Genomic DNA, 16,365 nt, shown 5'->3' on the forward strand with positions numbered 1-16,365 from the left:
AGCTTGAATCCCGCGAGGAGTAGATGTCATGAAAAATAGCCAAAAAAGAATACCGCTGTTATGGTCGCTTTGGGCCTTGATCGTTCCTGCCGGTTTGTATATTGTGTACGCGCAGTACCCGCCTGAGGTGCTGTTGGACTGGGAATTATTGGCGTTCATCGCATTTGCAGTCTTGACGTCTTTATTGCCGCTCAATATCAACGGCACGCCGATGTATCTCGTGCAATGGGTGACCATTGCGGTGTTCTTGAAGTATGGGCTATTCGTTGAAATCCTCGTTTCCCAATTGACCATGCTCATCCTCCTGTTCCGTACGAGAAGCGCATCGCCGCGCACGGAACGCTTCCCGTTCAATTCGCTCATGTTTTTCGTGTTGTCGGCCTTCACAGGAATCGTGTTTTTCTCGGTAGGCGGCGAAATCGGGTCGGTGGAGTTTTCGCATATCGTCATCTATGGCCTGCTCTACCAGCTGGTATACCTCATAGCGAATCATCTCTACCTGTATGTGGACGATGTGCTGATGAAAACATCCAAAACCTTCATCACTCTCGATACGATCTGGGATTTCCTCATCACCCTGTTGGTCTTTCCGTATGCCATTACGCTTTACGTCCTTGAAGCCTCGATCGGCATCTATGCCCCGATGCTGCTCGGCTTGCCGTTCATGGTCATGACCGTCGTGCTGCGGCTCTACAACAGTTCGGAGAAAATCAATATCGACTTGAAAAAGGCCGGGGACATCGGCCATCAACTGGCCGACCGGCTGACACAGAATGAAGTGATCGACCAATTCGTCGAACAGGTATCGACGATGTTCAAAACCGATTACGCTTACGTCATCGATTACCGCGACAATCAGCTGCTCGTCTTGCGGATGTTCGAGGACGGCAAGTTTGTCGAAATGGACATGCCCGCCCTCCCGTACACAAAAGGGATCGCCGGGCAAGCCATTGCCTATAATGCCCCATTGTTATACGGCAAGAAAAGGCAATGGGCCGACCTTGTCACGGTACAGATGCGGGAAGATATCGAAAGCATCATGGCGACGCCGATTTCAAGGAACAATAAAATAGAAGGCGTATTGCTCGTCGGCTCGAGAAAGCCGTTCGCTTTTTCCGAGAACCAATTGCAGATCATGGAAATCCTCAGTACCTATTTCGCGGTATCGCTTGAAAAGGCGGGCTATATGGAAAAAGTCATCGCCAAAAGCGAGCGTTGCGGCTTGACCAAGCTCTATAATTACCGCTACCTGGACGAAACGCTCGAAAACTCCATGAAAGAAATCCATGCCGGCACTTTGGGCCAACTGTCGCTCATCATGATGGACATCGACCATTTCAAATCGATCAATGACACATACGGCCACCAGAGCGGCAATGAAATCCTCATCCAACTGGCAGATTTATTGAGGGAGGCAATCGGCGATGAAGGCACGGTCGCGCGATATGGCGGGGAGGAATTCGTCATCTTGCTGCCTCATTACAGCAAAGAGCTGGCATTGATCCTGGCTGAAAACCTGCGCAAGGAAATCGCAAACCACGCATTCAAGATCCAACAGAGCATCCAAAATGAAAAACAAGCCGATGAACTCCACATCACCATGAGCATCGGCGTCGCATCCGCACCGGAAGACGCGGAAGACGGCACCGGCATCATCCGCAACGCTGACCGCGCCCTATACACAGGCGCCAAACAAGCGGGCAGGAATAAAGTTGCAGCCTACACGAAATAAGGCTACAGAACGGCATTTGCCGTTTCTGTAGTCTTTTTCTCTTATGAAATATGGGAATAAAAGCTAAAGTTTTATTAAAAAGTATAGATTATCCTGTAAAAATACCGTGTCAAAAGCGAGTAAACATGCAATAATATAGGCGTAGTATGATTTAGATAAAAAGACTTCAGTAAAAGGAAATTACTAACAATAAAACAGACGAAAATAGGGGGAATGCTGGAAATGAAAAAGCTGAAATCGCAACAAGGCTTAACGCTGGTCGAAGTACTGGCGGCGCTCGTTATCCTCGGGATCGTCTTTATCGGCATCATGACCGTATTTCCCCAGATGACCTTCTTCAACAACAAGACCGAGGCGAAGCTCGATACGATGAACTTGGCGAGGCAGGAAATGGCGATGATCACGAATGCTGACTGGCTGGGGGACCGGGACGAACTAGATCCGGTCATTTATGAAAAGTTTATCGATAACTATGAAAGTACAATGAACAGTTTGGGTTATACAAAAGTTTCTGAGGAAAACGGTTATGCTCGTTTCGAAAAGCAGGATGGCTACACGTACGAAGTCGAACTTGCGCTTGAGTGCACCCCGTTCCTGACCGAAACAGAAACCAGCCTTCTTCAATGCGACGATCCCACACTTGCCCAATTGCATAAAACCCACTTGAAAATTTATGAAGAAGGCCGAGTGAGCAGTGAGACCTACGGATATATCCAATACCGCATAGAGGAGCAAAACTGATGGAGAGGCTCGATGAAAAAGGGGTAAGCCTCGTCGAAGTGCTGGCGGCGCTTCTTCTCGTATCCATCATCGCGACCGCAGCATGGACCGCGCTGTCGATCGGAATGAAACATACCACTGCAGAAACGAGCAAAACTGAAATCCAGCAGGACGCAAATCTCATTATCGCTAAGCTATCAGCTGCCCATCGCCAGAGCGATTCATACACGATCAAGTTTGAAAACGGCCAAATGATGCTGGGAACGGTTGATGCATCGGGATCGGGAAATTTTGAGCGGGTGCTGGACAAAGACTATGACTACACCGGCACTGTAATAGCAGGAAACGCGAATTTAACTGCCGAAACATTGATCGAACCGAAAAAGAACCATGCAAATATCGACCTGAACTTAACCAAAAACGGCCGCAGCCTGAACATCCAGACGACGTTGACACGCATCCGCACTGACCGGCCATAGGAGGCGCAATATGGAGAAGATAAAAAACGAAAGAGGCTATGCGCTCGTCATCGTCCTGCTCATCATCGTGCTGTTTATGGGGTTGGCGGCCACGTTCATGGCGGGCTCATTAAATCATGCGAAACAGGAAAAAATCGTGGATACAGGAAACCAAGCGGTAGCGGCCGCAGAAATGGGAACTATCTATTATAGTTCGGACTTTGAGCGCGAATTGAAACTACTGAAAGAGGAAATGCAGCAGGAAACACAACTCAAATTGAACGAACTCATTGCATGCATTGAATTGCCATTAGGGACAACTTGCGATAGCGAACTAGAACGCACTATGTGGGAAGAAAAAATCGATAGAGAAATGAAAGAACTTTACGTCGAAAAGATTCTCGAAAAAAGCAATGAGTTAGATGCATTAAAATTAGCTGCTGAAGAAAATCCTTTTGATGGAGAACAAGTTCAATACCATGTCAAATCAGCAACTGCCAAGAAAATGAATGCAGCACAAAATGATGTGAACGATATTCTGGTCGTCGACAAACAAGTCAAATGGATAGAGATCGCCCTAAATGTTGAAGGAAAAGCATTGAATAACCAAAAAGAACTAAACGCAATTTTTCAAGTGGAAATTCCAGATAGTTTTCTCGACAGCATAGAAACCCGAAAGATTAACACCATAGTCATTACTGAAGATGAAGATTTGACATACGATAAAGTGTTTTCACTAACACCGCCTACAATCTCGTGTGCAGAATTAGTAACTGCTGTTAAGTACAAGACAGCGGAAGCACCTTATGAATGCAAAGCACAGGCCAATGAAACGTTAAAAGGATTTTTAGCCTCACTTGATGATGATATGGATCCTAAAGATTTTCGTGTTTTTACAAATGACTATGCGGAATTTGTTTGTGAGAAAAATTGTAATAATACAGATTTCCAAGGTATCAATATAGTCGTGAATGAAAATGATGCAGGGGCCCCTAACAATATGAATAATCTAGTCAATGCAAATTTGTTTATTTCGGGCAAGCTCTCAGTCGGAAATAATATTATAAACCTTGGCAAGAACGGAGAAAAACAGACAATTGTCGTAAAAGAGCTGGATGTCGATGTAAATTTGAAAAACATGTACAACACAAATTTTCTCGTATTGGGGTACCAAGACAAAACGAGAAAAGCGCAAATAGATTGGAAAAACCATATTGAAGTCTCGAATCATTCCAACTTTTGCATAGATATTGACCGAATTGATCCGGATGATCTGTCACGTTTGGAGAGAGAGGTCGCGTTCTCGGATAGCGGTCATTTAATATATTATACGGAAGTGGCAGAGAAGAACTTTGTTTTAAGGGATAAAAAAGGAAGAACCAATCAAGAACTAACTAGCATTTATGTAACGAGAGCCAGCGATTATTCAACATTCTTAGAAAACTGCGGCATCTCGATGAAAGAAAGCAAAATCGTCCCGATTGATGTCTCGGTTCCAGAACCGATCGGATCCGGTTTTGGTCTGGAAGTTGAATATTAATAAAGAAATGCGCAAGTCGTAGGGGGAAAAGAAATGATTAAATTATTGATTTGGCTCATGATTGCGGCGGCAGTCATGGCAGGCGTGGTCTTCTTCAAGAAAACAGAGAATAAGAAAAAGACCTATATCGTGGCGGTCGGCAGTCTTTTGGCGGCGGCTGTCGCGCTTTGGATGCAGGGCAGTTTCGCCTGGCATATGAGCCTGCTTGCGATTCTCGGGCTGTCGCTCGTGACGGCGCTTCTTTTCATGAAAATGGAAGAGCGGGAGCAGCAGGAGAAAGAGCGTTTGAAACAGGAACGCAAAGATCGCAAGAAGCAAGCGGTCGAACCGCCGAAACCGCCAAAAGCGGAAAAGGAAGCCGAAAATGAAGCGCAACCGATAAGAGAAAAATCCGAGAGGGTATTTGGCATGGAGTCCATCGGCCCGGTCGGAAAGGGGAGTTAAGATGGACAATAAGCAATTCGGAAAAGTGTTCGGTGGCGTATTCGGTGCCGCCCTTGTGGTCTTCGGGACAGCCAATGCCGGCGCATATGCGGTGGATGAATGGGTGTTTCCGTCGGCTGAATACGGCGATTACACCTATATAGGCACGACCGATGTATCGAATATGGAAGTCGCCGATGCCAAGACCCTGTTCTTAAGCCAGGCTTCCGCCATCCGTGAATCTTCGGAACTGCATGTCAGCTATTTGGATGCAACGGCGAAGTATCCGCTCAAAGACGTGAAAATCTCACTCGATGAAACTTTGGAAAGGGCACAGAGCGGCGCGCAGAATGATTTCGTTTTCGATCTATCCGAAACGACGACGCGCTCGTTCCTGAAAAAGCAATTCACCGATGTGCCGTTTACGGAAGCGGACATCGCCAGTATCCACCAGCAGCTCGAAACCGCACTTGAAGGCGGGCAGTCGGTAACGCGTGTCGACATCAGCAGCGATTCGCTCCAGATGCCACAGGTCACCGTCGCCGAGTCGAGCTTTTCACATGATATCGAAAGCGGCTCCGCAAGAGAAATCATCGAGGCGCTCGACGGGACGGTCATCGCGCCGAATGAACAATTCAACTTCCTGCCCAGATTGGAAGAAGTGGCATTGCTCGATGCAACGGATGCGGAATTGACGGAAATCGCTTCCGCCATTTATGGGGCCGTGCTGCGGACGAATTTCCTCATCGAACAGCGCAGCATCGGGGAACAAGTGCCGAAAAATGTGCCCGCGGGGGAAGAAGCGGCAATCAACCGCTCACTCGGAGTCGATTTTGCGTTCTCGAACCCGAATGCGAGCTCTTTTACATTGAACGTCTATATCGAGAACGGCAAACTGGTTGCATCGATCCACGGGCAGCCGTTCGTCAACGAATATTTCATTTCCGCGGCAAGCGATAAGGAAGTCGAACCGCGTTTGATCAAGCAGTACAGCGCGTTCGTCTCGAGCGGCAAGAAAGTGAAGGAACAAGGCCGCGACGGCAAGCGCATCGAAGTCGTCAAGACCATCGTCGAGGACGGCAAGGAAGTAAGCGTCGAGCCGGTGTCGAGCGATTTCTACCCGCCGATCCACCGCATCGAAGTATATCCGCTCAAAGTGCCTGAAGCGCCGGCGACGGATGCGGACGGCCAGCCCGTGCCACAGCCAGGAGATGAAGGGTTTGTGGACGAAAATGATAATGGCGTCCACGACCCGGCAGAACAAAATCCGGAAAGCGGCACCCCATCTGGAAGTGAAGATGGCAGAAGCGGCGAAACGGGCGGCTCAGGGCAAGGTTCCGGAACCGGAACCGAAACGAATGACGATAACGAGATCGAAACCGATCGCGATGAAGACGGCGACCAGAAAGATAAAGAAGCCGTATACGATAAAGGCGGCAACCGGGTCAGCAAGTAACGACGCAGCAAGGGGGATTTGAATGGCGATACAACGGAGACGGCTCGGCGATATTCTCGTCGAGCAAGGATTATTGACGCAAGCAGATCTGCAAGGGACGCTCGATACGAAACAGAATGACCAGAAACTCGGGGATGCGCTCCTGTCGCGCGGGCTCATCACCGAACAGCAATTGATCGAAACGCTCGAAGTGCAGCTCGGCATTCCGCATGTCTCGCTGTTCCGCTATCCATTCGACCCGATGCTGTTCAATGTCGTGCCGAAGGAATTCGCGAAGCGCAAATTGCTGGTGCCGCTCAAGACGGAAGGCGACCGGTTGTTCATCGCGATGACCGACCCGACCGATTTCATCACGATCGATGATTTGCGCCTGGCGACCGGCTTCCAGATCGAGCCGACGATCGCCTCCAAAGAAGACATCATGAAAACGATTGCCAAGTATTACGAAGAGGAATCCTATGATGAGCTGCTGGAGGAACTGCCGGATGCCAAGGAGGACAAGGAAGATGCACTGACCGACCTCGATGCGCCGATCGTGCGGCTTGTCAATCAGCTGCTGTCGAACGCGGTCGCGATGAAGGCATCCGACGTCCATCTCGACCCGCACGAAAGCAAATTATTAGTGCGTTACCGGATTGATGGGACGCTTAGGACCGAACGGGTATTGCCGAAATCGATGCAGCAAATGGTGACAGCGCGCATCAAGATCCTCGCCAATCTCGACATCACCGAAAACCGCATCCCGCAAGACGGCCGCATCAAGACGACCGTCGACTTCCGGGCGATCGATTTGCGCGTGTCGTCCTTGCCGACGGTGTTCGGGGAGAAAATCGTCATGCGGATTCTGGACTTGAGCCAGAACTTGACCGATATCTCGAAACTGGGTTTCAACGAGCTCAATATGGAACGCTTCATGCGGGAAATCGAGAAACCGAACGGCATCGTCCTGATTTCCGGCCCGACCGGTTCCGGGAAATCCTCTACATTGTATGCAGCGCTCAATAAACTCAATTCCGAAGAAGTGAACATCATCACCGTCGAAGACCCGGTCGAGTATCAATTGGAAGGCATCAACCAGATCCAAGTGAACGCCAATGTCGGACTTAGCTTCGCCGCCGGATTGCGCTCGATCTTGCGCCAGGATCCGGATATCGTCATGGTCGGGGAGATCCGCGACAAGGAAACGGCGGACATCTCAATCCGCGCCTCGCTGACCGGCCATTTGGTGCTCAGCACGATCCACACGAATGACTCGATCGCCTCGATCACGCGCCTGATGGATATGGGCATCGAACCGTTTCTCGTCACGGCATCACTCAATGCGGTCATCGCCCAGCGCCTGATCCGCCGCGTGTGCCGTGATTGCCGGGAAACCCAGCCCGCCAGTGTGCGCGAAAAAGAGATCTTCGCGAAAAGGGGCTTGTCGATCGACACCATTTCAAGAGGCGCCGGCTGCCCGCAATGCAATATGAGCGGCTATAAAGGGCGCATGGCGATCCACGAAGTGCTCGTCGTCGATGATGCGATGAAAGATGTCATCAACCGCGGCGGCTCGGCTGCAGAGATCCGCAAGATCGCCATCGCCAACAAGACGATTTTCCTCATTGATGACGGCTTATTAAAAGTAAAGGAGGGCATGACGACGACGGAAGAAGTGCTCCGCGTTGCCATGAGTGACTAATATGACAGAAACCGCTATTGATTTTATCGATAAAGTATTGACCGCGGCGCGTGAACTGGGCGTCTCCGATATCCATATGACGACCGGCATCCCGCCGGTATTCCGCATGCACGGATCGCTCAAGCGCTTCGGGGAGGAGCGACTGTTGCCGGAAGATACCGAATCAATCGCGAAAGCCTTGATGCCGGAAAGCCTGTGGGACACGTTCCTGCAAAAAGGCGAGATGGATTATTCCTACTCGATTCCTGGCGTCGCCCGTTTCCGCGTCAACTCATTCCACCAGCGCGGATCCATCTCCCATGCGTTCCGGACCATCCCGACGGTCATCCCATCGATCGATGATCTGAAAATGCCGGATACTTTAAAGAAACTGGCCGACACGCACCAAGGCCTGATCCTCGTCACCGGCCCGACCGGTTCCGGGAAATCGACGACTTTGGCGGCGATGATCCGCCATATGAATGAACATTTGACGAAGCACATCATCACGCTCGAAGACCCGATCGAGTATATGCATAAGCACGGTTCATCGGTCATCGACCAGCGCGAAGTCGGATTCGACACGAAATCATTCGCCAACGGCTTGCGCGCAGCACTGCGCCAGGATCCGGACGTCATTTTGGTCGGTGAGATGCGTGACCTCGAGACGATCACGACCGCAATCACCGCAGCGGAAACCGGCCACTTGGTCATGGGGACGCTCCACACCTCGAGCGCCGCCTCGACCGTTGAACGGATCATCGACGTCTTTCCACCGGAACAGCACGCCCAGATCCGCACGCAGCTCGGCGGCATCCTGAAAGCGGTCATCTCGCAGCGCCTGCTTCCGACGGCGGACGGCAAAGGGCGCGTTGCCGCGACCGAGATCATGATCCACAACACGGCGATCGCGAACTTGATCCGCACCGAGAAAGTCCACCAGATCCCGAACGTCATCCTGACGAACCGGGCGGCGGGCATGCATCTCATGCAGACCTCCGTCCAGGACTTGCTCAATAAAGGACGCATCACGAAACAGATCGCGGCGCCTTATTTGATCGGAGGCGAAGAGTAAGTGGCGCGCTTTAAATACGAAGGCCGTGACCGGAAAAAGATCCGTGCCGGCTACGTCACATCAGCCAACCGGCGCGAAGCGGTGCAGAAACTGCGTGAAGAAGGCATACGTGTTATCGATATCCGCGAAGTGCCGGTCGGCGCCTTGCAAAAAGATATCAGCTTCGGCAGCCCGGTCAAGCGCGACCAGTTCATTATGTTCCTGCGCCAGTTCTCGACTTTGATGCGCGCAGGGGTCACGATCGTCGATTCGGTGAAGATTTTGTCCCAGCAAGTCGAATCAAAACAGCTGCGCAAGACACTCGCTGAAATCGAGGAGGAGCTGCGAAAAGGGAATTCCTTATCCGATTCACTGGCCAAATACCCGAAGATCTTTGAACCGCTGACGGTCAATTTGGTGCGTGCCGGAGAACTGTCCGGGAACATCGACGACTCACTCGACCGGCTCGCGACGCATTACGACAAAGCCTACCAGACGAGGCAGAAAGTCATCTCGGCAATGAGCTATCCGGTCGTCGTCGGCATCCTCGCGATCGGCGTCGTCATTTTCCTGTTGTCGACGATCGTCCCGATGTTCGTCGATATGTTCCAGGGCTTCGGAGGCGAATTGCCGCTTGTCACGCAACTCGTCATGGGGGCGAGTGAGTTCACCGTCCAGTATTGGTATTTGCTTATCTTGTTTGGATTGATATTCGCCGGTACGATTTGGCTGATGAAACGTAGCGAGCAAGGGCGCATGGTGCTCGATACCGTCGTCTTGAAAATCCCGATTTTCGGGAAGCTGCTGCAGAAATCAGCGCTCGCGAGGCTCACCCGGACGCTCAGTTCCTTGTTCACCAGTTCGGTGCCGATCCTGCAGGCGATGACGATGACCGAGAAAGTCGTCGGTAATGCCGTCATGTCGAAAGTGCTGTTGGCTTCACGCGATTCGTTAGAGCGCGGCGGCTCATTAACGGCGCCGATGAAGCAGCACTGGGCCTTCCCGCCGCTCATCCCGCATATGATCGCGATCGGCGAACAGACCGGCTCGCTCGATCATATGCTTGCCAAAGTAGCGGAATTTTACGAGAAAGAAGTCGAAGCGGAAACCGACCGCCTGAAAGCCTTGATCGAACCCTTGATGATCGTCGTGTTGGCGGCGCTTGTCGGGACTATCGTCTTGGCCATCATGATGCCGATGTTCGAGATGTTCAATAATGTGGACAATTTGTAGGTATTTTAGTGAAAATAAAAAGAAAAAATTTCTAAAAAAATATTAAAAAGATATTGTGTAATCTGCGACCATTGATATAATTAAGCTGTACTGAAATTGGTACTTACTTAACAAAATGATAGGGGGAAAAGAGAATGAAAAAATTCTTGCAAAAGAAATTGAAAGATCAAAAAGGGATGACGCTGATCGAGCTTTTGGCAGTTATCGTCATCATCGCGATTATCGCAGCAATTGCGATTCCGGCGATTAGCAACTTGATTCAGAATTCACGTGAGGATGCACTAGTTGCTGATGCACAAAATGTATTGTCTGCTGCAAGTTTGTATTTTGCGGAAAATGGTGGAGCTACCGCATTTGCTGATGATACTCCAAACGTTAATAATTATATTGAAACAACAGGTGAAATTACAGATTTTAATGTTACAAAAGGAACTCCAAACTCTATAACGTTTACCGGCACAGCTGGCAGTGAATCATTTACAGTGACTGCTACAAAAGAGCAGCTTGATGCAGGTAGATCAGTATTAGGCTCAGCAACAACACCAGCTGGTGACGGAAGCTAACTTTACAAACTTAGGAGCTGATCAAATGGCTTTACCGTTTTTCCAGAAAAAAGCGCGCGTAGCGACGATTACGATAGAAGAAGATGCAATCCGCTATGTTGAGTTGAAGTCTGCGGAGCCGGTGTCCTTGATCCAGGCGGAAGAATTATTTCTTCCAAAAGGGATCATGGACAGCGGCAAAATCGCAGACCCAGAAGCGCTTGCTGTGGAACTCGGTAAGGCGGTCGATCAGTGGGGTCTCTCCAAGAAGTCAGTCCGATTCCTCGCCCCTGACGAATTTGTTATCATCCGCAAAGTCCCTTACCCCGAAGACGTCGAAGCCGACGAATTAAAAGGGCATTTCTTTATCGAAATCGGATCCACTCTGTACCTGCCGTTCGAAGACCCGGTGTTCGATGTAGTGCCTTACCATGTGGATTCCGATGAACCGGAAGCGATCATCATCGCGTCGAAAGAGTCGGTCATTAAAGATTACGAAGACGTCTTCGACGGTGTGAAACTGAAACCGCTCGTCGCCGACATTACGCCGCTCGCGCTTTACCGCTTGGCGTATCTCGAACACGATTTCCCGGAAGATGAACACATCATGCTCATCGATATGCATGGCAAGAAAATGACGGTATCGATTTTCCATGAGCATTTCCCGATGTTCATGCGGCCGGTCGACCTCGAGGTGCTCGTCGCCGACCCGGAAGATTCTTCCCAACTCCTTGCGGCAGTCGAGGAGGAAGCCGAAAAGCTCGGCAATTTCTACCGCTACAATATGAACGAAGGCGAACAAGGCATCACGAAAGTCATCTGCAACGGCGAGTTCGGCGATTGGCACGCATTTTGCGGGCGCTTGTCCGAACGCTTCCAATTGGACGTTGAGCCGCTCGTGAAAGGCGGCATTGAAGCGGACGGCAAGACCGTGCCGCCGCGTTTTAACCGGGCGATCGGCCTGGCGTTGAAAGAGGTGTAGGCATGTTAGTCGATATCAATTTACTCCCACAAAAAGAGCGCGACCGGCCAGCTGTTTTAATCGCGGCGGTCGCGATTTTATTATTGGCGGTCATCATTTGGGCGGCGTTCTTCATGATGGCAAGAGCCGAGGCGAACGAGCAGCAGGCACTCGAGGCCCAGGCGCAAGGCGTTATGGCCGAGCAGGCGCAGATCCGCAACGAACTCGAAGCGCGGCAAGGCATGAACGAAGAACAGCAATTGCAGGCGACGGTCGAGTGGGCGGAAAGCTACCAATTCGATACGATCCCGTTGTTGGAAGAACTCGTCTCTTTGCTTCCGGCGCGCGGTTTTTTCCAGACCTTCTCGTATACAGGCCTCGACCAGGCGCAACTCGTCGTCCAGTTCGATTCGTCACGAGAAGCGGCCTATTATCTGGCGCAATTGAAATCATCTGAATTGCTTACGTCCGCAACGCTCGACAATGTCACGACGGAAATTTTCGATGAAGCTGAAGGGGAAGAAGTAATCACCGACCCAAGTGAACCGCGTTATTTGGCGACCTATACGTTAATGTTCAAAGATGAACGCATCCCGGTTGAAGGCGAAGACGCAGCGGAAGGCGAAACTGCAGAAGCTGCGGCCCAACCGGCAGAGGTGCCGGAAGAGGGCGCGGAAACAGAAGCGAATGAAACGGATGTAGAAGTGGACGTCGAAGTCGAGACGGACGATGAACAATCAGGAGATGAAGCCGCATGAGCAGCATGACGAAAAGCCAAAAAGAAAAAGCGCTCATCGCACTCGCCGTCTTGTTCTTGCTTGCCCTTGGGTTTTATTCTTATTTTCTCATGTACGCACCGGCAAAAGAAGCGCGCGAACAAGCCCAGCAATCGCTGCGCTCGGAACGCGACGTATTGATGGCGCTGCAGACGCAAGTGAAGGAATTGCCGGAAGGCGAAGCCTTCAGCACGCTCGAACTGCAGAAAAAAGTATCGATCGATCCGCTGTCGGAATTGATGGTGCTGCAGATCGAAGAAGCGGAACTCATCTCCGGAACGCAAGTCGAAGCGATCCAGCTGGCGGAAGCGGACGTTTCATTGCCGGTGCCGGTCGAAGGTTTGGAAAACTTGAAGGAAGTCGAGACGACTGTCGCTTTTTCTGCGGATGATTATAATCAGATCACCGACTTCATTACCGAAATCGAAACGATGGAACGCATTCTCGTCATCGAGTCGATCAATTTCGGCGCCAATCCGGAAGTGCGGGAAGTGGTCGAAGAAACCGAACGCCTGCAAGTGACGCTGTCGTTCGCGGCGTATTACCGCCCCGACCTCATCGCGCTTCAAGACACCGTACCGAAAATCGACGCGCCGGCACCTGCGGACAAGAAAGACCCACTGCCGGCAAACGACGGGACGGAATATGCGGCTGACGACGAAGAAGAAACAGATCCCGACGTGGACGTCGATGTCGAGATCACGGTCGAAGAAAGTGCATCAGGGGAAGAGTGAAGGAAATCATCGCGATTTCCTTTTCTTCTTTTACTGGGCAATCCTGCATTTATAATTTCGCTTTAATTACAAACCATCTTGAATCACAGAGTGAAATACACTTTATATAGCAAAGCTGCTGAGACTCCCGCAGGAAAGCGAGGTAGTTTTGCGAAACATTTAAAGCTGGAAATATAAATTGTACTGATAGCTAACAAATTCTACTAGTAAAAGAGGGACATTATGATTGCTGTCTATTCCGTTTTTGCTTCTGTCTTCGGCTTGGTGTTCGGCTCGTTCTATAATGTCGTCGGCTTGCGCGTGCCGAAAAACGAGTCGATCGCCTATCCGCCCTCGCATTGCACGACTTGCGAGCGGCGCTTGACGGCACTTGACCTCGTGCCGGTGTTTTCCTATCTGTTCCTGCGCGGCAAATGCCGAAGCTGCGGCTCTAGCATCCACTGGGTCTATCCTTTGATGGAGGCGATCACTGCCGTGTTGTTCGCCTCCGTGTTCCTGAAATTCGGCTTCACGCCGGAACTCGTCGTCGGATTATTGTTCGTATCGATGCTCGTCATCATCACGGTATCCGACATCGCCTATATGCTCATCCCGGATAAAGTATTATTGCCGTTTGCGATGGTTTTGCTTGTGCTGCGCTTGTTCGTGCCGCTCGATCCGTGGTGGGATTCGCTGCTTGGCGCCGCTGTCGGTTTTTCGGTGTTATTGCTGATTGCGACGCTATCGAAAGGCGGCATGGGCGGGGGCGACATCAAGCTGTTTTTCGTCATCGGGCTCGCGCTCGGGACGGCGGGGACTTTGCTGACCTTGTTCTTAGCCTCGTTCATCGGCGCGGTTGCCGGCATCATTTTGCTGAGGGTGAGAAAACAAGGGCGGAAAACGCCGATCCCGTTCGGCCCGTCGATCGCATTATCCGCCGTCCTCGTCTATTTGTGGGGCGAACAATTTATCGGCTGGTATGTGAATTTGTTTATGTAGATTATAATTTTATTATGTAATCTAAAAAAGATATAAGTATGAATTAGTATTTTAAATAATAAACAAGATATGGAGCAGAACACCGGAGACTCTCGCGGGAAGCGAGAAAGATGAGACCCCGCAAGTCGAGAAGCGACTGAGGAGGCTCAGCGCTCGCCCGTAGGAAAGCGAAGGTGTTCTGCGGAATATCAACACGCTAAATCCATAAAAAAAGCGACAGAACCAAATGGGTTCTGTCGCTTTTTATATTATCCGTTATAGCGGATCGGTGAAGCCGGCCCAAGATCAAGGCCGAACAACATCCAGACAATCAACATCGCTGTCCAGAAGATCATGAAGAAAATCGAGTACGGGAACATGACCGAGATCAATGTACCGATGCCCATTTTCTTGTCGTATTTCTGTGCGAACGCGATGATGATCGCGAAATACGTCATGAGCGGCGTGATGATATTTGTCGATGAATCGGCGATGCGGTACGCCATTTGCGTCAGTTCCGGCGAATAGCCGAGCTGCATCATGATCGGCACGAAGACCGGTGCAAGCATGGCCCATTTCGCGGAAGCGGAACCGATGAACAAATTGATGATCCCAACGACGATGACGAAGCCGATGATCAACGGGATGCCCGTCAGGCTCATGGATTCGAGCGCTTGTGCGCCGTAGACGCCGAGCACCATGCCGATGTTCGATTCAGCGAAGTAAGCGACGAACTGTCCGGCAGTGAACGCCAGGACGATGAAGACGCCCATCGACGCCATCGTGTCAGACATTTGCGCAGCGACGTCTTTGTCGCTCTTGATGTTCTTCGTGGCGATGCCGTATGCAAGGCCCGGCAAGAAGAACAAGATCGTGATGATCGGGACGAGCGAGCTCATGAACGGAGATTGGACGATGCCGCCATCTTCCCCGCGCAAGACGCCGCTTTCCGGAACGATGAGAAGGGCTGTCAAGATGACGCCGACAAGAGCCGTGATTCCAGCCCATAGCAAGCCTTTTTTCTCAAGCGTCGTCAAGCCGGTCATTTCTTCGCGGAATTCGCCTTTGTATTCGCCAAGGCGTGGTTCGACGACTTTTTCCGTTACGACAGCGCCGACGATCGTCAACAAGAACACGGAAACGATGATGAAGTAATAGTTCATCGCGATATTCATGCCTTCAGCGTAGCCCGGGTCGATGATCGAAGCGGCTGCGATGGTCAGTTCCCCGAGCATCGCGTCCGTTGCGGATAAGAGCAAGTTGGCAGAGAAGCCGGCAGAGACACCGGCAAACGCTGCGGCAAGGCCGGCTAGCGGATGGCGCCCGAGTGCGATGAAGATCACTGCGCCGAGTGGGGGCAAGACGACATATCCAGCATCGGATGCGACACTCGACATGATACCGGCAAACACCAAACCGCCGGTGATCAGGAATTTCGGAATCGACAAGACGAATCCACGCAGCACGGCAGAGATGAGGCCTGTGCGTTCCGCGACCCCGATCCCGAGCATCGTGACGAGCACGACGCCGAGCGGTGCGAAGCCGATGAAGTTATCGACCATGCTTGCGAAGATGTATTGAATGCCTTCAGCGTTCAATAAGTTCTTCACTTCCACGATTTCGCCTTCTTGGCCCGGATGCTCGACGGAGATGCCGAGGTTTGCGAGGATGGCGGAGATCACGAGTACTATGATCGCAAGGCCTGCGAACAAAGTCACCGGATGCGGCAGTTTATTACCGATCGTTTCGATGCGGTCGAGGGATTTTTGGAAAAATCCTCGTTTTTGGTTTTTCAAAATAGACAAACTCCCTTCAAACAAAAATGTGAAAACGACTATCAAATTATTGTGTAATAGTAATTTTCAAAAAATTAAAGACTCTACCCATTATAAAACCTTGAGAAACATAAGAAAAGCAATTTACGGAAGTGCCAATTGCGTTAATTTTGTATAATGTTTGACAAGTCCCGGAAAAGCGATGATGGCGCGGATGAGGGAGCATGGAATAATAATCTAAGGTGAATAATAATTTTCAGTGAGCCAGTCCAATCCGTGAAAGCGCTATCTTGAAAAGCGGGATTTATTCGCTCCTTCCTGGTCGAATTCAGTATTTCACCATT

The 16,365-nt window shown here is 50.7% G+C and carries 15 protein-coding genes; 14 read left to right on the forward strand and 1 reads right to left on the reverse strand.

The genetic code is table 11. The annotated features are described in order from the left end of the window. The first annotated feature begins 28 nt into the window (after nt 1-28). From BBI15_RS07190 to BBI15_RS07255, 14 genes are all read left to right on the forward strand, one after another. Nucleotides 29-1,732: a sensor domain-containing diguanylate cyclase gene (locus tag BBI15_RS07190; protein WP_068868941.1), complete on the forward strand. Its 1,704-nt coding sequence runs from the start codon at nt 29-31 to the stop codon at nt 1,730-1,732. 222 nt (nt 1,733-1,954) lie between these two features. Next, nucleotides 1,955-2,473, forward strand: a complete 519-nt coding sequence (locus BBI15_RS07195; protein ID WP_068868942.1) for a type IV pilus modification PilV family protein — start codon at nt 1,955-1,957, stop codon at nt 2,471-2,473. Continuing rightward, nucleotides 2,473-2,931 (forward strand): prepilin-type N-terminal cleavage/methylation domain-containing protein, encoded by a 459-nt coding sequence (locus BBI15_RS07200; RefSeq protein WP_068868943.1) that lies wholly within the window; start codon nt 2,473-2,475, stop codon nt 2,929-2,931. Before BBI15_RS07195 ends, BBI15_RS07200 begins: the two co-directional genes overlap by 1 nt. 10 nt (nt 2,932-2,941) lie before the next feature. Further along, nucleotides 2,942-4,450 (forward strand): hypothetical protein, encoded by a 1,509-nt coding sequence (locus tag BBI15_RS16545; RefSeq protein ID WP_068868944.1) that lies wholly within the window; start codon nt 2,942-2,944, stop codon nt 4,448-4,450. A 33-nt stretch (nt 4,451-4,483) separates the two neighbouring features. Beyond that, nucleotides 4,484-4,894 (forward strand): hypothetical protein, encoded by a 411-nt coding sequence (locus tag BBI15_RS07210; RefSeq protein ID WP_068868945.1) that lies wholly within the window; start codon nt 4,484-4,486, stop codon nt 4,892-4,894. 1 nt (nt 4,895) lies between these two features. Beyond that, on the forward strand, nt 4,896-6,329 hold the full coding sequence (locus BBI15_RS07215; protein ID WP_068868946.1) for a G5 domain-containing protein: 1,434 nt from the start codon (nt 4,896-4,898) through the stop codon (nt 6,327-6,329). A 22-nt stretch (nt 6,330-6,351) separates the two neighbouring features. Continuing rightward, on the forward strand, nt 6,352-8,010 hold the full coding sequence (locus tag BBI15_RS07220; RefSeq protein WP_208599452.1) for a GspE/PulE family protein: 1,659 nt from the start codon (nt 6,352-6,354) through the stop codon (nt 8,008-8,010). Nucleotide 8,011: 1 nt separating this feature from the next. Further along, the gene (locus BBI15_RS07225) at nt 8,012-9,064 is read left to right on the forward strand and encodes a type IV pilus twitching motility protein PilT (protein WP_068868947.1); all 1,053 of its coding nucleotides are present in this window, start codon (nt 8,012-8,014) and stop codon (nt 9,062-9,064) included. After that, a complete protein-coding gene (locus BBI15_RS07230) occupies nt 9,065-10,276 on the forward strand; it encodes a type II secretion system F family protein (RefSeq protein ID WP_068868948.1) in 1,212 nt (403 codons plus the stop codon). It abuts the gene before it with no gap. A gap of 134 nt (nt 10,277-10,410) precedes the next feature. Further along, on the forward strand, nt 10,411-10,839 hold the full coding sequence (locus BBI15_RS16755) for a prepilin-type N-terminal cleavage/methylation domain-containing protein (protein ID WP_068868949.1): 429 nt from the start codon (nt 10,411-10,413) through the stop codon (nt 10,837-10,839). A 25-nt stretch (nt 10,840-10,864) separates the two neighbouring features. Beyond that, nucleotides 10,865-11,800, forward strand: a complete 936-nt coding sequence (gene pilM / locus BBI15_RS07240) for a type IV pilus biogenesis protein PilM (protein WP_068868950.1) — start codon at nt 10,865-10,867, stop codon at nt 11,798-11,800. A 2-nt stretch (nt 11,801-11,802) separates the two neighbouring features. Then, nucleotides 11,803-12,537 (forward strand): PilN domain-containing protein, encoded by a 735-nt coding sequence (locus BBI15_RS07245; RefSeq protein ID WP_068868951.1) that lies wholly within the window; start codon nt 11,803-11,805, stop codon nt 12,535-12,537. Beyond that, nucleotides 12,534-13,289: a pilus assembly protein PilO gene (locus BBI15_RS07250; protein ID WP_068868952.1), complete on the forward strand. Its 756-nt coding sequence runs from the start codon at nt 12,534-12,536 to the stop codon at nt 13,287-13,289. The genes BBI15_RS07245 and BBI15_RS07250 overlap by 4 nt, the downstream gene beginning before the upstream one ends. Nucleotides 13,290-13,511: 222 nt before the next feature. Further along, on the forward strand, nt 13,512-14,267 hold the full coding sequence (locus tag BBI15_RS07255) for a prepilin peptidase (RefSeq protein WP_068868953.1): 756 nt from the start codon (nt 13,512-13,514) through the stop codon (nt 14,265-14,267). A gap of 248 nt (nt 14,268-14,515) precedes the next feature. On the opposite strand, the gene BBI15_RS07260 is transcribed toward BBI15_RS07255, so the two are convergent. Then, on the reverse strand, nt 14,516-16,042 hold the full coding sequence (locus tag BBI15_RS07260) for an AbgT family transporter (RefSeq protein ID WP_068868954.1): 1,527 nt from the start codon (nt 16,040-16,042) through the stop codon (nt 14,516-14,518). Between the last annotated feature and the right edge of the window lie 323 nt (nt 16,043-16,365).

The sequence above is a fragment of the Planococcus plakortidis genome, from assembly GCF_001687605.2.
GTDB classification, from domain to species: domain Bacteria; phylum Bacillota; class Bacilli; order Bacillales_A; family Planococcaceae; genus Planococcus; species Planococcus plakortidis.

Coding starts and splice junctions, on each gene's coding strand:
- BBI15_RS07245 (WP_068868951.1), top strand. CDS start 11,803: ATGTTAGTCGATATCAATTTACTCCCACAAAAAGAGCGCGACCGGCCA.
- BBI15_RS16755 (WP_068868949.1), top strand. CDS start 10,411: ATGAAAAAATTCTTGCAAAAGAAATTGAAAGATCAAAAAGGGATGACG.
- BBI15_RS16545 (WP_068868944.1), top strand. CDS start 2,942: ATGGAGAAGATAAAAAACGAAAGAGGCTATGCGCTCGTCATCGTCCTG.
- BBI15_RS07190 (WP_068868941.1), top strand. CDS start 29: ATGAAAAATAGCCAAAAAAGAATACCGCTGTTATGGTCGCTTTGGGCC.
- BBI15_RS07250 (WP_068868952.1), top strand. CDS start 12,534: ATGAGCAGCATGACGAAAAGCCAAAAAGAAAAAGCGCTCATCGCACTC.
- BBI15_RS07210 (WP_068868945.1), top strand. CDS start 4,484: ATGATTAAATTATTGATTTGGCTCATGATTGCGGCGGCAGTCATGGCA.
- BBI15_RS07255 (WP_068868953.1), top strand. CDS start 13,512: ATGATTGCTGTCTATTCCGTTTTTGCTTCTGTCTTCGGCTTGGTGTTC.
- BBI15_RS07220 (WP_208599452.1), top strand. CDS start 6,352: ATGGCGATACAACGGAGACGGCTCGGCGATATTCTCGTCGAGCAAGGA.
- BBI15_RS07215 (WP_068868946.1), top strand. CDS start 4,896: ATGGACAATAAGCAATTCGGAAAAGTGTTCGGTGGCGTATTCGGTGCC.
- BBI15_RS07200 (WP_068868943.1), top strand. CDS start 2,473: ATGGAGAGGCTCGATGAAAAAGGGGTAAGCCTCGTCGAAGTGCTGGCG.
- BBI15_RS07195 (WP_068868942.1), top strand. CDS start 1,955: ATGAAAAAGCTGAAATCGCAACAAGGCTTAACGCTGGTCGAAGTACTG.
- pilM (WP_068868950.1), top strand. CDS start 10,865: ATGGCTTTACCGTTTTTCCAGAAAAAAGCGCGCGTAGCGACGATTACG.
- BBI15_RS07225 (WP_068868947.1), top strand. CDS start 8,012: ATGACAGAAACCGCTATTGATTTTATCGATAAAGTATTGACCGCGGCG.